Genomic DNA, 15,490 nt, shown 5'->3' with positions numbered 1-15,490 from the left:
GATGAAGTGGCGATTCCTAGCAAAGTAGCGATCCTGCAATAGCTTAGTATGGGGCTGTGGTTTCTATAGCATAGTCAATTTTTCGGGGGGAGACGTCTCTGCCGATAGCCGAGAATATAAGTCCTTATTTCTCTACGGTCTGGTTCAAACTGTAAAGAAGCACTGGCTAAGTTTCTCGCCTACTTTTTTCTCATTAAAAAAGAATTTAATGCCCTTGTAGGGCCTTGCTGGATCCGGTTTCTTTGATAGTTTGGATTTGCCCAAGTGGGTATTTCAAACAGGATGAAATCTATGAAAATTCGTGAACTATTTTCTGCGTTGCAGAGCGGTAATCTTTCAGTGATCAATGAAGTAACAGACGTACTTAGTGAGCTGGCAGATGCTATCGATATGTTGCATATTGCTAATCCTTACGAGCAGATTGAAGTTTTGGAGCACATTAAAGGGTTAGACAATGAGGAACCCAATAACCTATTAGAAAAGATCGGTATGATTAAGAAAAATGAATGGTTCTGAGGAATGAACATGGCGCATTGTCAGTCGCGGAAGGCTGATAGTGCGTTATTTTTTTGAGTAGTGTTGCTTGCTCTTATGAATCAACCGGAGCCTCCCTACTCACCTTGCTGCGCGAGATTAACAACAACGCCGAAAGTCTCTCGGCACTGATAGATAAACTAGGCGAACGGCACGAGCGCTAAACCATCCAGTATTTTGATGACCGCGAGCGGACAACAGACACGTCCCTGGGACGTCCTCCAGATGAGGCCTGCGCCATTCCCAGTGGTTTGAACCAATCCTGGTCCCGATCAAGAGCCTCAATCAACAGGCGGAGTGAGCTACGGTAATCTCTCACCGTTGATGGTTTGCACCAGTGCTCTAGAAGCCATGAACAATGTTTCAGCCGAATCTGTTGGGCTTGTTTAACTTCAGGGAACCGATTTTCGACAGCCAACGCCATCTTCTCGATACGATTCAAGTGCCGGCTTCGGGTCCTTTCAGCGCCGTCTTTGGCTTTGATGCGCTTATGTACATCGTTAAGATTCATGGCTTGGCTACCTCTACATCGCGATTGGTACGATCTCGCTTGCCAACATAGGATGACGCGACCGTTGGGCGTTTGTGACCGCCCTGATGCCCTACGACCTCTCTTCCTACCGAATCCGCTTCCCTGTCAAACGCTCCGGACTGCTTAAGTGGAGCCAACTGGCCGGACGTTCGCTCGTAAACCTCTATGAAATTTTCAGCCCGTAAGTCTTTAGGGCATTGAATTCCGACCTGTTTGAGAATCGGGCGCATGGGGTTGGCGTGCCGGTTAAGAAATTCTTTAAGGGAGTTGTTGCCGTCGATGAGACAAATGCCGGAATCGGAAATGGCGTGTAGTGCGTAATCAAGGGATTGCCATTGGACACTTTCAATCTGGATTCGCCGCTTTTCAGATTTAAATCCGCCTTTGGTACCGTCCAGTATCCAGACGGCATTGTAAGTGTCAGCTTCAGCTTTCAATCGAGGAAGATCGGCAAGCGCGGCCTCCCGGAATCGCATACCAAAGGCACGCCATAGCAGAACCAACGATGCTCCCCGAAAATTGCCCTTGGCTTCTGCCAGCTGGACGGCTTCGATTACTTTGTCCCATGTTGCCAATGGTAAGCTCGTTCTGATGTATGAACGTTTGCCGACAACATCTGCAGGTGAAAGCCAAATTGCTTGGTCCTGGCGTACCGCACGCATTACGGTATTTAACGTCGAGACGAGATTTTGTGCATAGCTGACCTTCATATCACCTGACGCCACAGAGTTTGCGAGAGCCTCTGAGTATTCAATGGCATGCGCCAATGTGATTTTTCGCAGGTCCCGAATCGGTGGATCGAGTTCTGACAGCCAATCAAGGTAGTGCTCAAATCTGGAATGATGTGTAAAGCGCGTATAGTAGTGGTCACTCCCACCGTAAGCTTGTGCAAGAGCTACTTTCGCTGCATACCCAGGCTTATGTCCCAGGCCGAAATTCCGCTTCGTCCAGTTCCTGTTAAAGCGTTTCTGTTTCTTCATTTCTCATTTTCCTAATCTATAAAACCTCTTTTGTCAGTGTGTGCAGCATAGTTGTGTGGCAAACCCCTCAGCATCTGGGGGCAGGGCCACTCGGTTTCCACACGCGTAGGCCCTGTCCCCGTACGCTGAGTCAGTTTTAACCATGTCCAGATCATGGCTCCGAGCCTCCGTTTGCGCTGCTGCATGCGCGATTGATTTTTCCTCACGAACCAGCGATACCATTTGGTCGGGGCGGGCTTCATGCAGTCGGCATGAATCGTGAGGTATGGGCACCTTTTTTAGTGGTGGCAGTGGGGCGAGAGCAAAGACTGGGTGGTGGCGATGATGACGCACCGCTGATTACGGGGTAATCCGCCCGGCCCGATAGGTTTCGTTCGGGGTTTCGTTGCTCGTGGCGTTGGAAAGAGCTGCCAGATGCCTGATAGCAGGCTGCAAACTCCATCCAAACCTAATGCATCTCAATTTTGATAAGGTTAAAAACCAGAAAGGAAAAACTGAGATATGTTGATTGCTACTGATGCCAAACTTGGCGTTTAAGTTGAAAAAACATAAGGACCTCGGTAGGTAGGGGCCCGCTAGGGGCATTGTTGAGCGGATCGGTTGTTCCGATTTTTTAAATGCTGTTTGTTTTATGGTCCCAGCTAGACGCAGCTGAGGCAGCGCCTCAATACATTTATATTGTCTGAAACGTTCTTACCGATGTCCAACAGGGTAAACGCAATTTCTAGGTGTTTAGCCGATGATCTGAGTTCGTGCGAATAGGGCAGGCAAACCCACGAGTGTACCCTTGTGTCACCACGCGCGTTTATGAACTTCGTTGCGGCGTTTGGGCACACTTCATGTTTACTAGCGGTAGAGTCATGGCATACAAGCACTGTTCCTCAACTTAAAAGACCGTACGGACACTGTCAGTTTCACCCCCGTTTTCCAAGCGGTTACTTACAGTATGTATATTTTTAGGATTACCCATGTTGGCAAACAATTTGTAGTTGCCAAGTCACTCGAAGTGGTGTGTTGGGTTAGCTTTTGGCGGTTTTTGAGTCCCCTTAAACACTTGATTTTAAAAGTTACCACACCGGGGCAAAAGGCTTTACGAAGGTATAGTCGAAACGACAGTTCTATAACGAACCTTGCTCGTTACAGGATGCCGTAACTAAACATAGTTACGACCTATGAGGTACTAAAAAGTACACACAGCGTACTTTTCACGCACTTTTTTTAGATCAAATAAAGCCAGGTGATCCACGAAGTACTAAAAAGTACACTTTGTGTACTTTTGACGCCCAATTTTACTTTTTGGTGGCTCAATGCAACGCATCATTGGATCAATTCCAACTTCATTCGGCTTAGGGCTGCTCATTTCGCCTTACCCTGATAAAGTCTTGGGTTAGCCACATAATAATGAGGGCTGAGCCTTCCGTAATGCGTGCCATACAAAATGGAGCCATCTGTGCGAGTCAGCGACCAAACAACAGCAAATTTCGGTTTTCTTGCCGAGCATGACGCGCTTTTTGTGGAGTTGGGTTCAGCGGCCGAAAGAGCATTTGCGAGCGATCCCAACACCACGTTAATCAAACTGCGCCAGCTGAGTGAGGCGCTTGCTCAGCACATGGCTGCGTTATCGGGGGTTGATTTCGATGACCAGACAACCCAATCCGATCTCCTCTATCGCCTCAACCGCGAGCTACGGCTTGAGTCTCAGGTACGGGAGCTTTTTCATACGCTACGCATTGAAGGCAATAAAGCGGCCCACCAGTTTCGCACTCGCCACAAAGAGGCCATGGGCGGCCTTAAGCTGGCCAGAGAGCTAGCCATTTGGTTCCACCGCTCGTTTGGCAGCGCTGGTGCAGGATTCAAACCGGGTCCGTTCGTGCCACCTGAAGATCCCAGTGCCCAGCTACGCCAGTGGCAAGCTGACATTGAAAAACTGCGCCATGATCTGCAAAACGCGAACGTAGAGCTAAACAGCAGCCAGCAACTCAGCCAACTGATTGAGAAAGAAAAGACCGAATACGAAGCCCTGGCCGTCGCCATGGATGAAGAAGCTCGGGCGCTAGAGGAACAAGCCCGCCAACACGAGGAAGCGCTGGCGCAACAGCAAGCTGCCTATGAAAACAAAATCAAAGCCTTGCAACATCAGCTCACGGCGCAAGGCGAACAGACCATTAATCGGCAGCGCCAGCAAGTATCCAAGCAAACTAAAGCAGCCACCGACAACCTGGTACTGAACGAAGAACTCACCCGCATCCTCATCGACCAGCAACTGCAGGAAGCCGGATGGGAAGCTGACAGCCAGGAAATCACCTTCCAGAAAGGCGCGCGCCCAGAAAAAGGACACTACCGCGCCATTGCCGAGTGGCCCACCAACCTCAACGGTGAGAAGGGCCGAGCCGATTACGTTCTATTTGTAGGCCTTGCTCCCATCGCGGTGGTAGAAGCCAAGAAAGAAAACACCAACGTGGCCGGTAAAATTGAACAGGCCGAACGGTACAGTAAAGGGATTCACGTTGAGGCTCCTCTGGTCGGTGCCTGGGAGCTTACCGGGCGCACCATTGCCTGGCCTGCTAATGACGAAGGCCACTATATGGTGCCTTTTGTGTATTCCTGCAACGGTCGGCCCTATGTGCCCCAACTTGCTGAACAGTCGGGAACCTGGTTTCGTGATGTACGTGAGCCCAGTAACACTCGACGCGCACTCTCACGTTTTCACACGCCCGGTGGTTTGCTGGACTTACTTGAACGCGATAAAGAAAACGCAGAAAAGCTGCTCAAGAATGAACCATTCGGTTATCTGAAACTGCGCGACTATCAACAGAATGCTATCGCTGCGACTGAAAGTGCGCTGGCCAGAAACGTCCGTTCAGTGCTGCTTGCCATGGCCACCGGCACGGGTAAAACCCGCACCATTATTGGCCTGATGTACCGTTTTCTAAAAACAGAACGTTACCACCGCATTCTGTTTTTGGTCGACCGCACCGCCCTTGGGCAGCAGGCCATCGACGCCTTTAATGAAGCGCCTTTAGAGCAGAACCAAACCCTGAGCAAGATTTACAACGTTGCTGAACTGGGCGATATGGCGGCCGAAGCTGAAACCCGTGTGCAGGTCGCCACCGTCCAGGCCATGGTGAAGCGCATCTTTATGAGCGATCAACCGCCGCCCATTGATCAGTTTGATTGCATCATTATCGACGAAGCCCACCGGGGCTATACACTGGATCAGGAAATGACCGAAGGCGAGTTGGCGACCCGGGATGCCAGCCAATACATCTCCAGTTACCGGCGGGTGCTGGACTACTTCGATGCGGTGAAAATCGGCCTGACGGCCACCCCGGCAAGACACACCAGCGACATTTTCGGCAAACCGGTTTTCACCTACTCCTATCGCGAAGCCGTCGCAGACGATTGGCTGATTGATCACGAACCGCCTCTACGCTATGAGACTTTGTTGACCAAAAACGGCATCCAGTTTGACAAAGGTAAGCCAATAGAGGTGATCAACACCCAGACCGGAGAAGTGGATACTACGGAACTCGAAGATGAGTTGAGTTTTGAAGTTGAAGCTTTTAATCGCCGGGTGATCAATGAAAACTTCAACCGGGTCATCTGCGAACAGCTAGCGCAGGAATTAGATCCTTTTGATGATGAAAAGGCGCTGATTTTCTGTGCCACCGATCTGCATGCGGATATGGTCAAGCGGCTATTGGATGATGCCTTTAAAGAGCTCTATAACGGCAGCTACAACGAGGCCGCCGTGGCCAAAATTACCGGCAAAAGCGATAAGGTCGATCAACTGATTCGTCGTTATAAGAATGAGCGTTATCCCAGTATTGCCATTACGGTTGACCTACTGACGACTGGCATTGATGTACCCAAAATAAGTCACTTGGTGTTTATGCGTCGGGTACGCTCGCGCATCCTGTACGAGCAAATGATTGGCCGTGCCACTCGGCGTTGCGATGAGATCGGCAAAACCGTGTTCCGCATTTACGACCCAGTCGATATCTACGCTGCGCTTTCCGAGGTCAATACCATGAAACCTCTGGTGAGGGACCCCAACGTCACTCTGGAGCAGTTGGTCGACGAATTGACTGAAGAGGATCATTTAGAAGCAGCGCTGAACAGCCCTGGCGAACAGCTGGGCGAAAGCCAGGCTGATGTAGTGCTTAGCCAGCTCAGCCAGAAGGTCATGCGTGTACTGCGCAAGGCTGACAACAAAGCCGAAAGCCGACCGGCGCTGAAAGACAAGCTGGACGAACTGCACGAGCTGTGGGGAGTGGAGCCGAAAAACCTGCACCAACACTTGCAGAAATTAGGCCCTCTCGAAGCATCGGTATTTATCCGCCAGCACAGCGGCCTGGTCAATCAGCTTAGCCAAGTGAAAACACTGGTAGGCAGCGACAAAATGCCCGTGATTTCGCATCATGAAGACAAACTCATCCAGGAGCCCACCCAAAGCTACGGTGTGCATCAACGGCCAGAGGACTATCTGGACAGTTTCAATGCGTTTATCAAGGAGCAGGTTAACCAATCGACTGCCCTGGCCGTGGTCGTCAACAAGCCTCGTGACCTTACGCGCCAGCAGCTTAAAGAAGTGAAAGTGCTCCTGGATAACCACGGCTACTCGGAAGCCAACCTGCAAAGCGCTGTGCGCAACCAGACCAATAAAGACATTGCGGCCAGCATCATCGGCCATATCCGCCGCGCAGCGCTGGGCGAGCCCCTAAAGCCTTTTGAACAGCGTGTAGCTGAAGCCATGGACCGCATCTATACCCAGCATGATTGGTCAACGGCCCAGCGCAAGTGGCTGGACCGCCTGGCCAAACAGCTGGTGCACGAAGTGATCATCGATCGCGAATTTGTAAATAATCGCTTTTCAGATGACGGTGGCTCAAAGCAGATGGATAAGGTATTGGGCGCGCAGCTTGATACAGTGCTAGAAGAGCTAAACGAAGCGGTTTGGCCAGAGCTGAGCGCGTGATACGTGAATGTTGATGGCATCGACATACATCTACTATATGTCGATTTTTGCGGTTCTTTCGACATGACGCATGCCAAACTAGCCTAGCAAATATCTATAGGTAGCCACGATCTATACATTGACAGCGTCACATGCAAAGAAAAGTGCTTTTTCCTTTGCATATGAGCTTCGATATGTATAGATTTTTTCTTTTTCTATACATTAACTAAAAAGAGAAGCTCCGTGCTGCCAACGTTACCCCTTGAACACATCGAACAGTGGGAAACCCGCGCCGTGCTGAAAAAAGCAGCACAGGCACATCGTTACTTGGCAGAGCTAAAAGGCGTGGCAGCGACCATCCCTAACGAAGAAATATTGATCAATACGCTGACCTTGCAAGAAGCCCGGCACAGCTCTGAAATCGAAAATATCATCACTACCCAGGACGACCTCTATCGCGCAGTGGTGGCGGACGAGGCTAGTGTCTCACCACAAACCAAAGAGGTTCAGGACTACGCAACGGCATTACGGGCGGGATTCCGCAGCGTTCGACACTCCCGGCTGATTCGCCTGCACGACGTTTTACTGATTCAGGAAACCCTAGAGAAAAACCGGGCAGGCTTGCGTAAGCTGCCCGGGACGGCGCTTAAAAATCAGGCCACCGGCGAGGTGGTGTATGAGCCGCCCCAGTCAGCCCCAGAAATAGAAGCGTTAATGGGCAACTTAGTCGCCTATATTAACGATGACGAACAGTGCGATGCGGACCCGTTGGTAAAAATGGCCATCATCCACCATCAGTTCGAGAGCATTCACCCATTCTATGATGGCAATGGGCGAACCGGGCGCATTATCAACATGCTTTACCTGGTCGCCAAAGACCTACTCGACCTGCCCGTGCTTTATCTCAGCCGTTACTTGATACAGACCAAGGCTGGCTACTATCGGGAATTACAGGCGGTGCGCGAGACCGGGAATTGGGAGCCGTGGCTGCTCTATATGCTGGAGGGTGTTAGCCAGACCGCCCGGCAAACCATTGATCTGATCGGCCAGATACGCGAGTTGATGCAACACACCAAACACCGGATGCGTGACGAATGTCCGAAGATCTACCGGCAGGAACTGCTGAACAACCTGTTCAACCACCCGTATACGAAAATTGAATTCGTGATGGAAGATCTGGCCGTTAGCCGCATCACTGCGACCAAGTACCTGGATGAACTGGTCAATATCGGCCTGCTGGACAAAACCAAAGTCGGCCGCAGCAACTTCTATATCAATACTCCGCTAATGGCGCTCTTCCTTGAGCGTGCCTAACACTATTTGGAAACATTTATGACCAACAATGACATCGTCCAGAAGCTCTGGAACCTTTGCGACGTGCTGCGCGACGACGGTATCAACTATTCAGACTACGTTACTGAGCTGGTGCTGCTGCTGTTCATCAAAATGATTCACGAGAACACCGAAGCGGGCACCCTCAAGAAGCACCCACTGCCCGAAGGCTGCCGCTGGTCTGACATCAACGGTAAATCTGGCATCAACCTGCTCAACGACTACAAACGCATCCTGCTCAGCCTCTCTACTGGCCGCGATAGTGACGGAACCCTGGTGCACGACGATCCATTGATCAGCGCCATCTACGCCGATGCGCAGACCCGACTGCGTGAGCCGCGCCACCTGGAGCAGATGATCAAAACCTTGGACCAGATAGACTGGTTCAGCGCCCAGAAGGACGGACTGGGGGATCTTTATGAAGGGCTGTTGGAAAAGAATGCCAACGAGACTAAATCTGGCGCTGGCCAGTACTTCACCCCCCGCGCCCTGATCAACACCATGGTGCGCTGCCTGAAGCCACAGGCTGGTGAACACATACAAGACCCTGCCGCGGGTACCGCGGGCTTTCTGATTTCTGCTCACGAACATATCAAAAGCCAGACAGACGATCTTTACGACCTAACAGCCCATGAGAAAGCTTTTCAGGCGAACCGTGCTTTCGTGGGTATTGAGCTGGTGCCCGGCACTCGACGCTTGGCGTTAATGAACTGCCTTCTCCACGGCATGGAAGGAGACGATGAGGGTGTGGTCCACCTGGGCAACGCCTTAGGCCAAGCTGGCGCGGGGTTGGAAAAAGCCGACGTGATCCTCGCCAACCCGCCCTTTGGTACCAGCAAGGGCGGCGACGCCAGCATCACGCGCGACGACCTGACCTATAAAACCAGCAACAAACAGCTGGCCTTTTTGCAGCACATCTACCGCAACCTAAAACCCGGTGGCCGCGCCGCTGTGGTACTACCGGATAACGTGCTGTTCGAAGCGGGCGTGGGCACCGACGTGCGCCGAGACCTGATGCACAAGTGTAACCTGCACACCATTTTGCGCCTGCCCACCGGAATCTTCTACGCCCAGGGCGTGAAAACCAACGTGCTGTTCTTTACGAAGGGCAGCGCTGCGGACAAATACCAGGAAGAAAACTGCACGAAAAACGTTTGGGTCTACGACCTGCGCACCAACATGAGCAACTTCGGCAAACGTACGCCGTTTGGCGAGCCACATCTGAAGCCGTTTGAGACCGTGTATGGCGAAGAACCTAGCGGCCAGAGCCCGAGGGAAGAGGGCGAATACAGTTTTCATTCCGATAAGATCGAGCTGCCCGAGCACAGCGATGAAAATGAAGGTGTCGATCCCCGTTTGGCCCACAGCCGGTGGCGCAGCTTCAGCCGCCAGTGGATTGCCGATCACAAAGGCGACTCGCTGGATATTTCATGGCTGAAAGACAGTGACAGCGTGGACGCCGCCAACTTGCCGGAGCCGAGTGTGTTGGCGGGTGAGGCGATGGGTGAATTGGTGCAGGCGCTAGGCGAGATGGATACGTTAATGCGGGAGTTGGGGGCTGAAGAGGAGGCTGATGGGGCTAGGGTGCTTTTGCGGGAAGTGATGGGTGGTGTAGAGCAATGACCGATCCTTCTATTTCACGGCAATGGCTTACGATATCGCTGGAAAACGTCATTCTACGAATCGTCGGCGGCGGGACACCGAGCAAGTCAAAGCCTGAATATTACCAGGGTGAAATTCCGTGGATGAGCGTCAAGGACATGAACAAGCATGTCCTCGAAGATACTGTCGACCATATTTCACAGGCGGCAGTGACTAATAGCAGCACCAATGTCATTCCAGCAGGCACGCCAATCATTGCAACAAGAATGAGTCTGGGCAAGGTCGTTGTCGCAAACTTCGACTCAGCAATTAACCAAGATCTCAAAGCTCTCTTTCTACCGGCTGAAATCCATCGAGATTATCTGGTTTATTGGTACCGTTCTGTTGCACGAAAAATAGAGCAGATGGGTACAGGCACAACGGTAAAGGGAATACGGCTGGAAACTCTGAAAGATCTGGAGTTTGCGCTACCCCCCCTTGCCGAACAAAAAGTCATCGCCGATAAACTCGACACCTTGCTGACCCAGGTGGAAAACACTAAAGCCCGCCTCGTACGCATCCCGCAAATCCTCAAACGCTTTCGCCAGTCCGTGCTGGTTTCGGCAATGAGCGGGCGATTGACGGGCGTAACCTGTGTAGGTCTGGGCGCTTTAAAATCCGTTGCAGATATTGCCTCGGGCGTGGCTTTCAAAAAAGCACAGTATTCAAATTCGGGGAGCAAACTGCTGCAGATAGCGAATGTTGGGTATGGTGAAACGAAGTGGGATTCTGCTTCATATATTCCTCCTGATTTGGCAGATGAATTCTCCACATATGCCCTAGCTGAAGGCGATATTGTTATGGCTTTAAACCGGCCTATCACTAACGACACACTGAAAGTCGCAGTAGTATCTGTTGATGACATGCCTGCTACTCTTTACCAACGTGTTGCACGGGTCCGCACCACGTCTAAGCTACTTGATTCACGATACCTGTTCCTTCTGATGCAAGGCCCCAACTTTCGAAAAAATGTGGAGCTCAATCTGAAAGGTTCTGATCAGCCTTACTTGAATACCTCGTCGTTAGGAACCTTCGAAATTCGCGCTCCCGATTTACAGGGCCAAACCGAAATCATCCGCCAAGTAGACCAACTATTCGCTCACGCCGACCGCATCGAACAACAGGTCAACACCGCCCTGGCCCGCGTCAACAACCTCACTCAGTCCATCCTGGCCAAAGCCTTTCGCGGTGAGCTTACCGAGCAATGGCGCAAGGACAACCCTGAATTGATCAGCGGGGAGAAGAGTGCCGAGGCGTTGCTGGAGAGAATCAAGACGGAGCGGGCAGCCATGAAGAAACCTGCAAAGAAAACCCGCAAGCAGACAACCGCGTGATGTGTTCATCCGGTGAGTCTGTTGCGGAAAACAAACAATCGTAAGGAAACGCTGAATGAGTAATCTCGCTGCCTCGCAAAACGAAGCCGAGTTGACGGACAGTTTTCGCGGCTTAACTGAGCTGGTCGAAACGTGCAGAGAAAATGCCAACCGGGGCGGCGAGCGTTTCAATATTTTCGCTATCCTTGGCCTTCAGCGCGATGAAAACCGCACCCACTCACGATACCTCGCGGAGTTGCTGAGCCCCACCGGGCGGCACGGTGAGGGCGCCAAGTTTCTAAATGCGTTTGTTAACGACGTTCTGGGCCTTTCACTGGATGTGAGCGATCGAGTCAAAGTAACCAGAGAACTGGCCACCGAAGATCGGCGGCGTGTGGATATCGTAGTGGAGTCGCCAGACCTGATAATCGGTATTGAAGTGAAAATTGATGCTGGTGGCCAGAAGGCGCAGTTACATGACTATTATACTGCGCTCAAACAGCGGGCAAAAAGCCGGAAAAAGGCGGTACTGGTTTATCTCACGCTGGATGGCAAAGCACCCTCCACCTACAGTCTTAAAGACCTTGAACAAGAGAATGTACAGTGTCTCTCTTTTGAGAAAGATATCCGTCAGTGGATAGACACCTGCGCAAGCCTCAGTAAACACAAACCGGAATTGTCCTACGCGCTTATCCAGTACAAGCGTCTGCTCGAAAACCTCACCGGAGCTGGAGCCTCTATGACAGCGCTTATCGCCGACAAACTGGCCAATAACCGTTATGACCTGGAAACTGCCCTGGCGGTAGAAAAAGCGCTACCCAAGGCAAAAGCAATAGTAATGCTCCGGTTCTGGGAGGAGTTATCGAATGCAATGGCCAATGCGTTTGGTGTGACACCTTCCGTTTATGGAGGGAAAAATCTGAATGAAATATCTCACAGCTATTTTGATGTCAAACGGGGTGGAAAGCACGTAGGTATCAAGCACACGGTGGGTGATTTGAGCGGTAAAAAACTCTGTCTATACGTGAACCTCTATAATGCCATCCACTATGGCCTTCGTATCGATAGCGAATCAGGCTTGCCGGTTCCGCAGCAGGGCGTGCGAGATCAGCTAAGGGAAAAGCTAAACGATGGTAATGCGGTTGCTGATAAAGATCTGGATTGGCTAGTTTGCTACTACCACAACCCAGCTCCCAGTCAGGAGCCGATTATTCTTAACTTCGACAAATTCACCGGGTCGGTTCTCGACTTGATAGATGAGGATAAGCGGCAGGCGATCATCGGTCAGATGGTAGATCACCAGGTGAACCTGATTAAAGAAGCCAAAATACTCCTCGAAACCATCGTTGCATAAACAGCGCTAGAGCTATGCGCCAAGAAATCAGGTTCATGCTTGGCACAACATCGACTAGCACAGTCGCTATGTGGCAGTCTGAGCCCGACAGCATAGAAATGAGTGATCCGATAAGCTTCTACTGAACTAGTGAAGGGCGGTGATTTTTACTATAGTCCTATTAAGCCGTTCACTTCAGGGAGATTGGCAGCTATGAGTCATTTTTCACAGTTTTTAATTGGCGTCTCACCTATTTTGATTATTATGTTCGGGACGCTAATTGCAGCGGCGTATGTTATTAGATGTCGAAAAAATGAAAAAAATAACTGACATTGCGTGGGTGTGCTATATCAAAATAGCCAAGATAAGATCAGTTGATTTCTTGTTTATAATGAAGTTTAAATCTTCCTATTAACTGTGGTATTTAATTTTAGGCTTGGACTTCGATAAAGCCTGCAGTCTGACTCTGACAGTGAGTTAATGAGTATTTAAGCTAAATGTTATTTTGATAATTATTTGCACGAAGTGCTTGGCTGAATATGCTTTTCAGAGCAGTTTAAAGCGCTAAGTGCCTTATCGCACAGGGTGGGGGTTACTATAACTGTATCGCTAAGAACGGTCAAAAAGCAGCCCGTAACAGAAAACGGAGTGTAGCAATCCAGTGGATATTTTAGCTACAAGTGATTTTCCTCTGATAACTTTCATTGATATTGAGGCGTCTGGGCTTGATCAGCCTGATAGCTATCCAATAGAAGTTGGCTGGGCTGATACGCTAGGTAATAGCGATGGGTTTCTCATTCGTCCCCATGACGATTGGATGCATTGGAGTCCAACTGCAGAGTCAATACACGGTATCAAGCGAAAGGAGCTATTCGAAAAAGGTTTACCGGTCGATGAAGCGGCCGAGCAGCTCAACGATATGCTTGGGTGTGAAGTCGTCTTTTGTGATGGGCTGGATTCAGATCAATTCTGGCTAAAAAGGCTCTACGAGGCGACAAGCGTCGCGCCTTCGTTCGAATTGGCTGATTTTCATCAGCTGCACAAATTGCTCAGCAAGCAGCACATGTTGTCGCTCCAACACGCTCTAAAAAGCCAACCGATACCGCATCGGGCGCAGGCTGATGCTGAGCGTTACGCTAACGCCGTCCTCGCTAGCTACCCGATTTATGGCGCTAGCTAATACAAGAGCCACGGTTTGAGTTCATCCTTGGATTCCTGGGCTCACTTTTTATACTGCCTAAGGTCTTCTAACTTACCGCATTTTTGTTGGGACGTGCCTGATAAAGCAAGGTGGCAACTGTGGGTGCTATGCTACTTTTAAAGGTAAGCTAATTGTCTTGTACGGTTATTGGCTGTGGCACATCCATCCAACGCCCCATTTACCAAACGTTCTATGATTAGTGGGGGCCTTAAGTCATAGCGGCTTCCCTAGATTAGCTCCCCGGCAATGTCATCCCCCAAGGATATCTAGGCACCCATAGGTTAAAACGAATGGGAGTCACATCAGTGATGTGCCCCGGTATACGCTTGAAGAGCTGCTCGCTCAGTGCGAAGCCATGCACTTGAGATGAAAGAGGTCATAAAGTGGCAGCGTAGAAAGCGAGCCAGTCGTGAGCTGTAAGGTTGTTTTTTATTGCCTGGTCTGCTGGTGTAAGCCTATATAAACATTAGAAAAGGCGAGCGAGGTAAAAGTTGAGATAAGACGGTGCGTTAATAAAATGTAGTTCCTAATTTACCTACGGCACCGACATGTTTCGTTATGCCATATTCCGCTCGTCATTTCGCTGAAATAACTTTGTGGGTAGCTTCACATCACTAGTAATCTTTGAGAGTCCGAGGGCTCGTACTTCAGTCATATAATCATGCTTATATCTTAGTACCACTCATTTTAAGTGGGGCGCTTTGGACGCCAGCGTTCCTTAGCTCGATGAGTTCATGCTCATAGTATTCGCTTCCCTGTCTAGAAACCGCCGGAAATGGTACTGCACCGTTTCAGAATTATCATGCGAGTTATTGACCAAGAAAATGTAGTCAATTTTGCTATGTCGGCGACATGTACCGGTAATACCCTCAGACGGCGCAGTGACAGCCGCGAGTACTGGGCGAAAAAATAGAGTGGTGGCGCTAAGGTGCGCTGGGTGAATTTGAAAATCAAGAAAGCCGACGACGTAGCGACGGATTGAAAAATGAATTCAAGCGGCAAATCCGTGACGTAGTTGCTCAAGAAGCGTTACAACGGACTTGTACCCCGGTGTGGTTGCAGTAGCCTCCAGCGCAGTGCACCCTCCGAACGCTTTTCGCGGCTTATGAAGCCAAGTAACTGATTTTCGTTTGTTGCGGAAAATCGATGTTGCGAGGAGCGTTGCCATAATAGCTCGATAAAGTTTGTCACCCTCGCACGGGGTGAGAGGCTTTCCTTGATTCAATCTACGCTTGAGAGCATTTTTACTGATAATACCCAGCTCCCCAGCGTTCACGCCATATTCGGCGACCCTATCAATAGCCGACAGAGGGGCTCCCTGTCGGATCAGTACATCTAAACTGTGGTTCTCACTAGCACCGAATAGCACAGCCACTTGACTCTCAAAATTACTTTCACAGTCGGTTGACGATGGCATGATCATTTCCCTACAGGAGTTGCTAACAGTAAAGATAGTAGATCCAGTTTGGAAAGGGCAGAGATAGGGGGCAAGCAAAAAATGGCATTATAGGTGGCTACGGGAATGGATCATTTCGTGCACGTCATGTGCTAAGGTTAATTTAAGGTCAGGACTCGACCCAAAGCGGAAGTTGCGGCCAATTAGGCATGTTGGTTCGACAGTGTTATGCAGCCGGTACGATATTGATGCTTTGCTGCCGAGCTGTATT

General features: G+C 50.3%; 9 protein-coding genes. 7 read left to right on the top strand and 2 right to left on the bottom strand.

The window, feature by feature from the left end; all coding sequences use genetic code 11:
* The first annotated feature begins 291 nt into the window (after positions 1-291).
* Entirely contained in the window at positions 292-516 is a 225-nt protein-coding gene (locus tag FKN99_RS16405) for a hypothetical protein (protein ID WP_172118870.1), read from the top strand.
* Positions 517-1,041: 525 nt separating this feature from the next.
* Here FKN99_RS16405 and FKN99_RS16400 read toward each other — a convergent pair.
* A complete protein-coding gene (locus FKN99_RS16400) occupies positions 1,042-2,046 on the bottom strand; it encodes a site-specific integrase (protein WP_172118869.1) in 1,005 nt (334 codons plus the stop codon).
* 1,450 nt (positions 2,047-3,496) lie between these two features.
* Between FKN99_RS16400 and hsdR the strand changes: the two genes are divergently transcribed.
* From hsdR to FKN99_RS16370, 6 genes are all read left to right on the top strand, one after another.
* Positions 3,497-7,024, top strand: coding sequence for a type I restriction-modification system endonuclease (hsdR, locus tag FKN99_RS16395; RefSeq protein ID WP_319941297.1), 3,528 nt, complete (start codon positions 3,497-3,499; stop codon positions 7,022-7,024).
* A 222-nt stretch (positions 7,025-7,246) separates the two neighbouring features.
* Positions 7,247-8,317: a Fic family protein gene (locus FKN99_RS16390; protein ID WP_172118867.1), complete on the top strand. Its 1,071-nt coding sequence runs from the start codon at positions 7,247-7,249 to the stop codon at positions 8,315-8,317.
* An 18-nt stretch (positions 8,318-8,335) separates the two neighbouring features.
* Positions 8,336-9,958 (top strand): class I SAM-dependent DNA methyltransferase, encoded by a 1,623-nt coding sequence (locus FKN99_RS16385; protein ID WP_172118866.1) that lies wholly within the window; start codon positions 8,336-8,338, stop codon positions 9,956-9,958.
* A complete protein-coding gene (locus FKN99_RS16380; RefSeq protein WP_172118865.1) occupies positions 9,955-11,310 on the top strand; it encodes a restriction endonuclease subunit S in 1,356 nt (451 codons plus the stop codon). Before FKN99_RS16385 ends, FKN99_RS16380 begins: the two co-directional genes overlap by 4 nt.
* A 55-nt stretch (positions 11,311-11,365) precedes the next feature.
* The gene (locus tag FKN99_RS16375; RefSeq protein WP_172118864.1) at positions 11,366-12,643 is read left to right on the top strand and encodes a PDDEXK-like family protein; all 1,278 of its coding nucleotides are present in this window, start codon (positions 11,366-11,368) and stop codon (positions 12,641-12,643) included.
* 640 nt (positions 12,644-13,283) lie between these two features.
* Complete coding sequence (locus tag FKN99_RS16370) at positions 13,284-13,802, top strand: 3'-5' exonuclease family protein (protein ID WP_172118863.1); 519 nt, start codon at positions 13,284-13,286, stop codon at positions 13,800-13,802.
* A gap of 1,012 nt (positions 13,803-14,814) precedes the next feature.
* Here the strand turns inward: FKN99_RS16370 and FKN99_RS18165 are convergent.
* On the bottom strand, positions 14,815-15,240 hold the full coding sequence (locus FKN99_RS18165) for an antitoxin Xre/MbcA/ParS toxin-binding domain-containing protein (RefSeq protein ID WP_172118862.1): 426 nt from the start codon (positions 15,238-15,240) through the stop codon (positions 14,815-14,817).
* Positions 15,241-15,490 lie beyond the last annotated feature (250 nt).

It is taken from the genome of Halomonas hibernica, from assembly GCF_013183775.1.
GTDB classification, from domain to species: Bacteria; Pseudomonadota; Gammaproteobacteria; order Pseudomonadales; family Halomonadaceae; genus Vreelandella; species Vreelandella citrativorans.
This window is presented reverse-complemented; position numbering and strand designations above follow the sequence as displayed.

What these genes read in the sequence shown, in the direction of transcription:
- FKN99_RS16375 (WP_172118864.1), top strand. Translation starts at nt 11,366, where the DNA reads ATGAGTAATCTCGCTGCCTCGCAAAACGAAGCCGAGTTGACGGACAGT.
- FKN99_RS16380 (WP_172118865.1), top strand. Translation starts at nt 9,955, where the DNA reads ATGACCGATCCTTCTATTTCACGGCAATGGCTTACGATATCGCTGGAA.
- FKN99_RS16385 (WP_172118866.1), top strand. Translation starts at nt 8,336, where the DNA reads ATGACCAACAATGACATCGTCCAGAAGCTCTGGAACCTTTGCGACGTG.
- FKN99_RS16405 (WP_172118870.1), top strand. Translation starts at nt 292, where the DNA reads ATGAAAATTCGTGAACTATTTTCTGCGTTGCAGAGCGGTAATCTTTCA.
- FKN99_RS16400 (WP_172118869.1), bottom strand. Translation starts at nt 2,046, where the DNA reads ATGAAGAAACAGAAACGCTTTAACAGGAACTGGACGAAGCGGAATTTC.
- FKN99_RS18165 (WP_172118862.1), bottom strand. Translation starts at nt 15,240, where the DNA reads ATGCCATCGTCAACCGACTGTGAAAGTAATTTTGAGAGTCAAGTGGCT.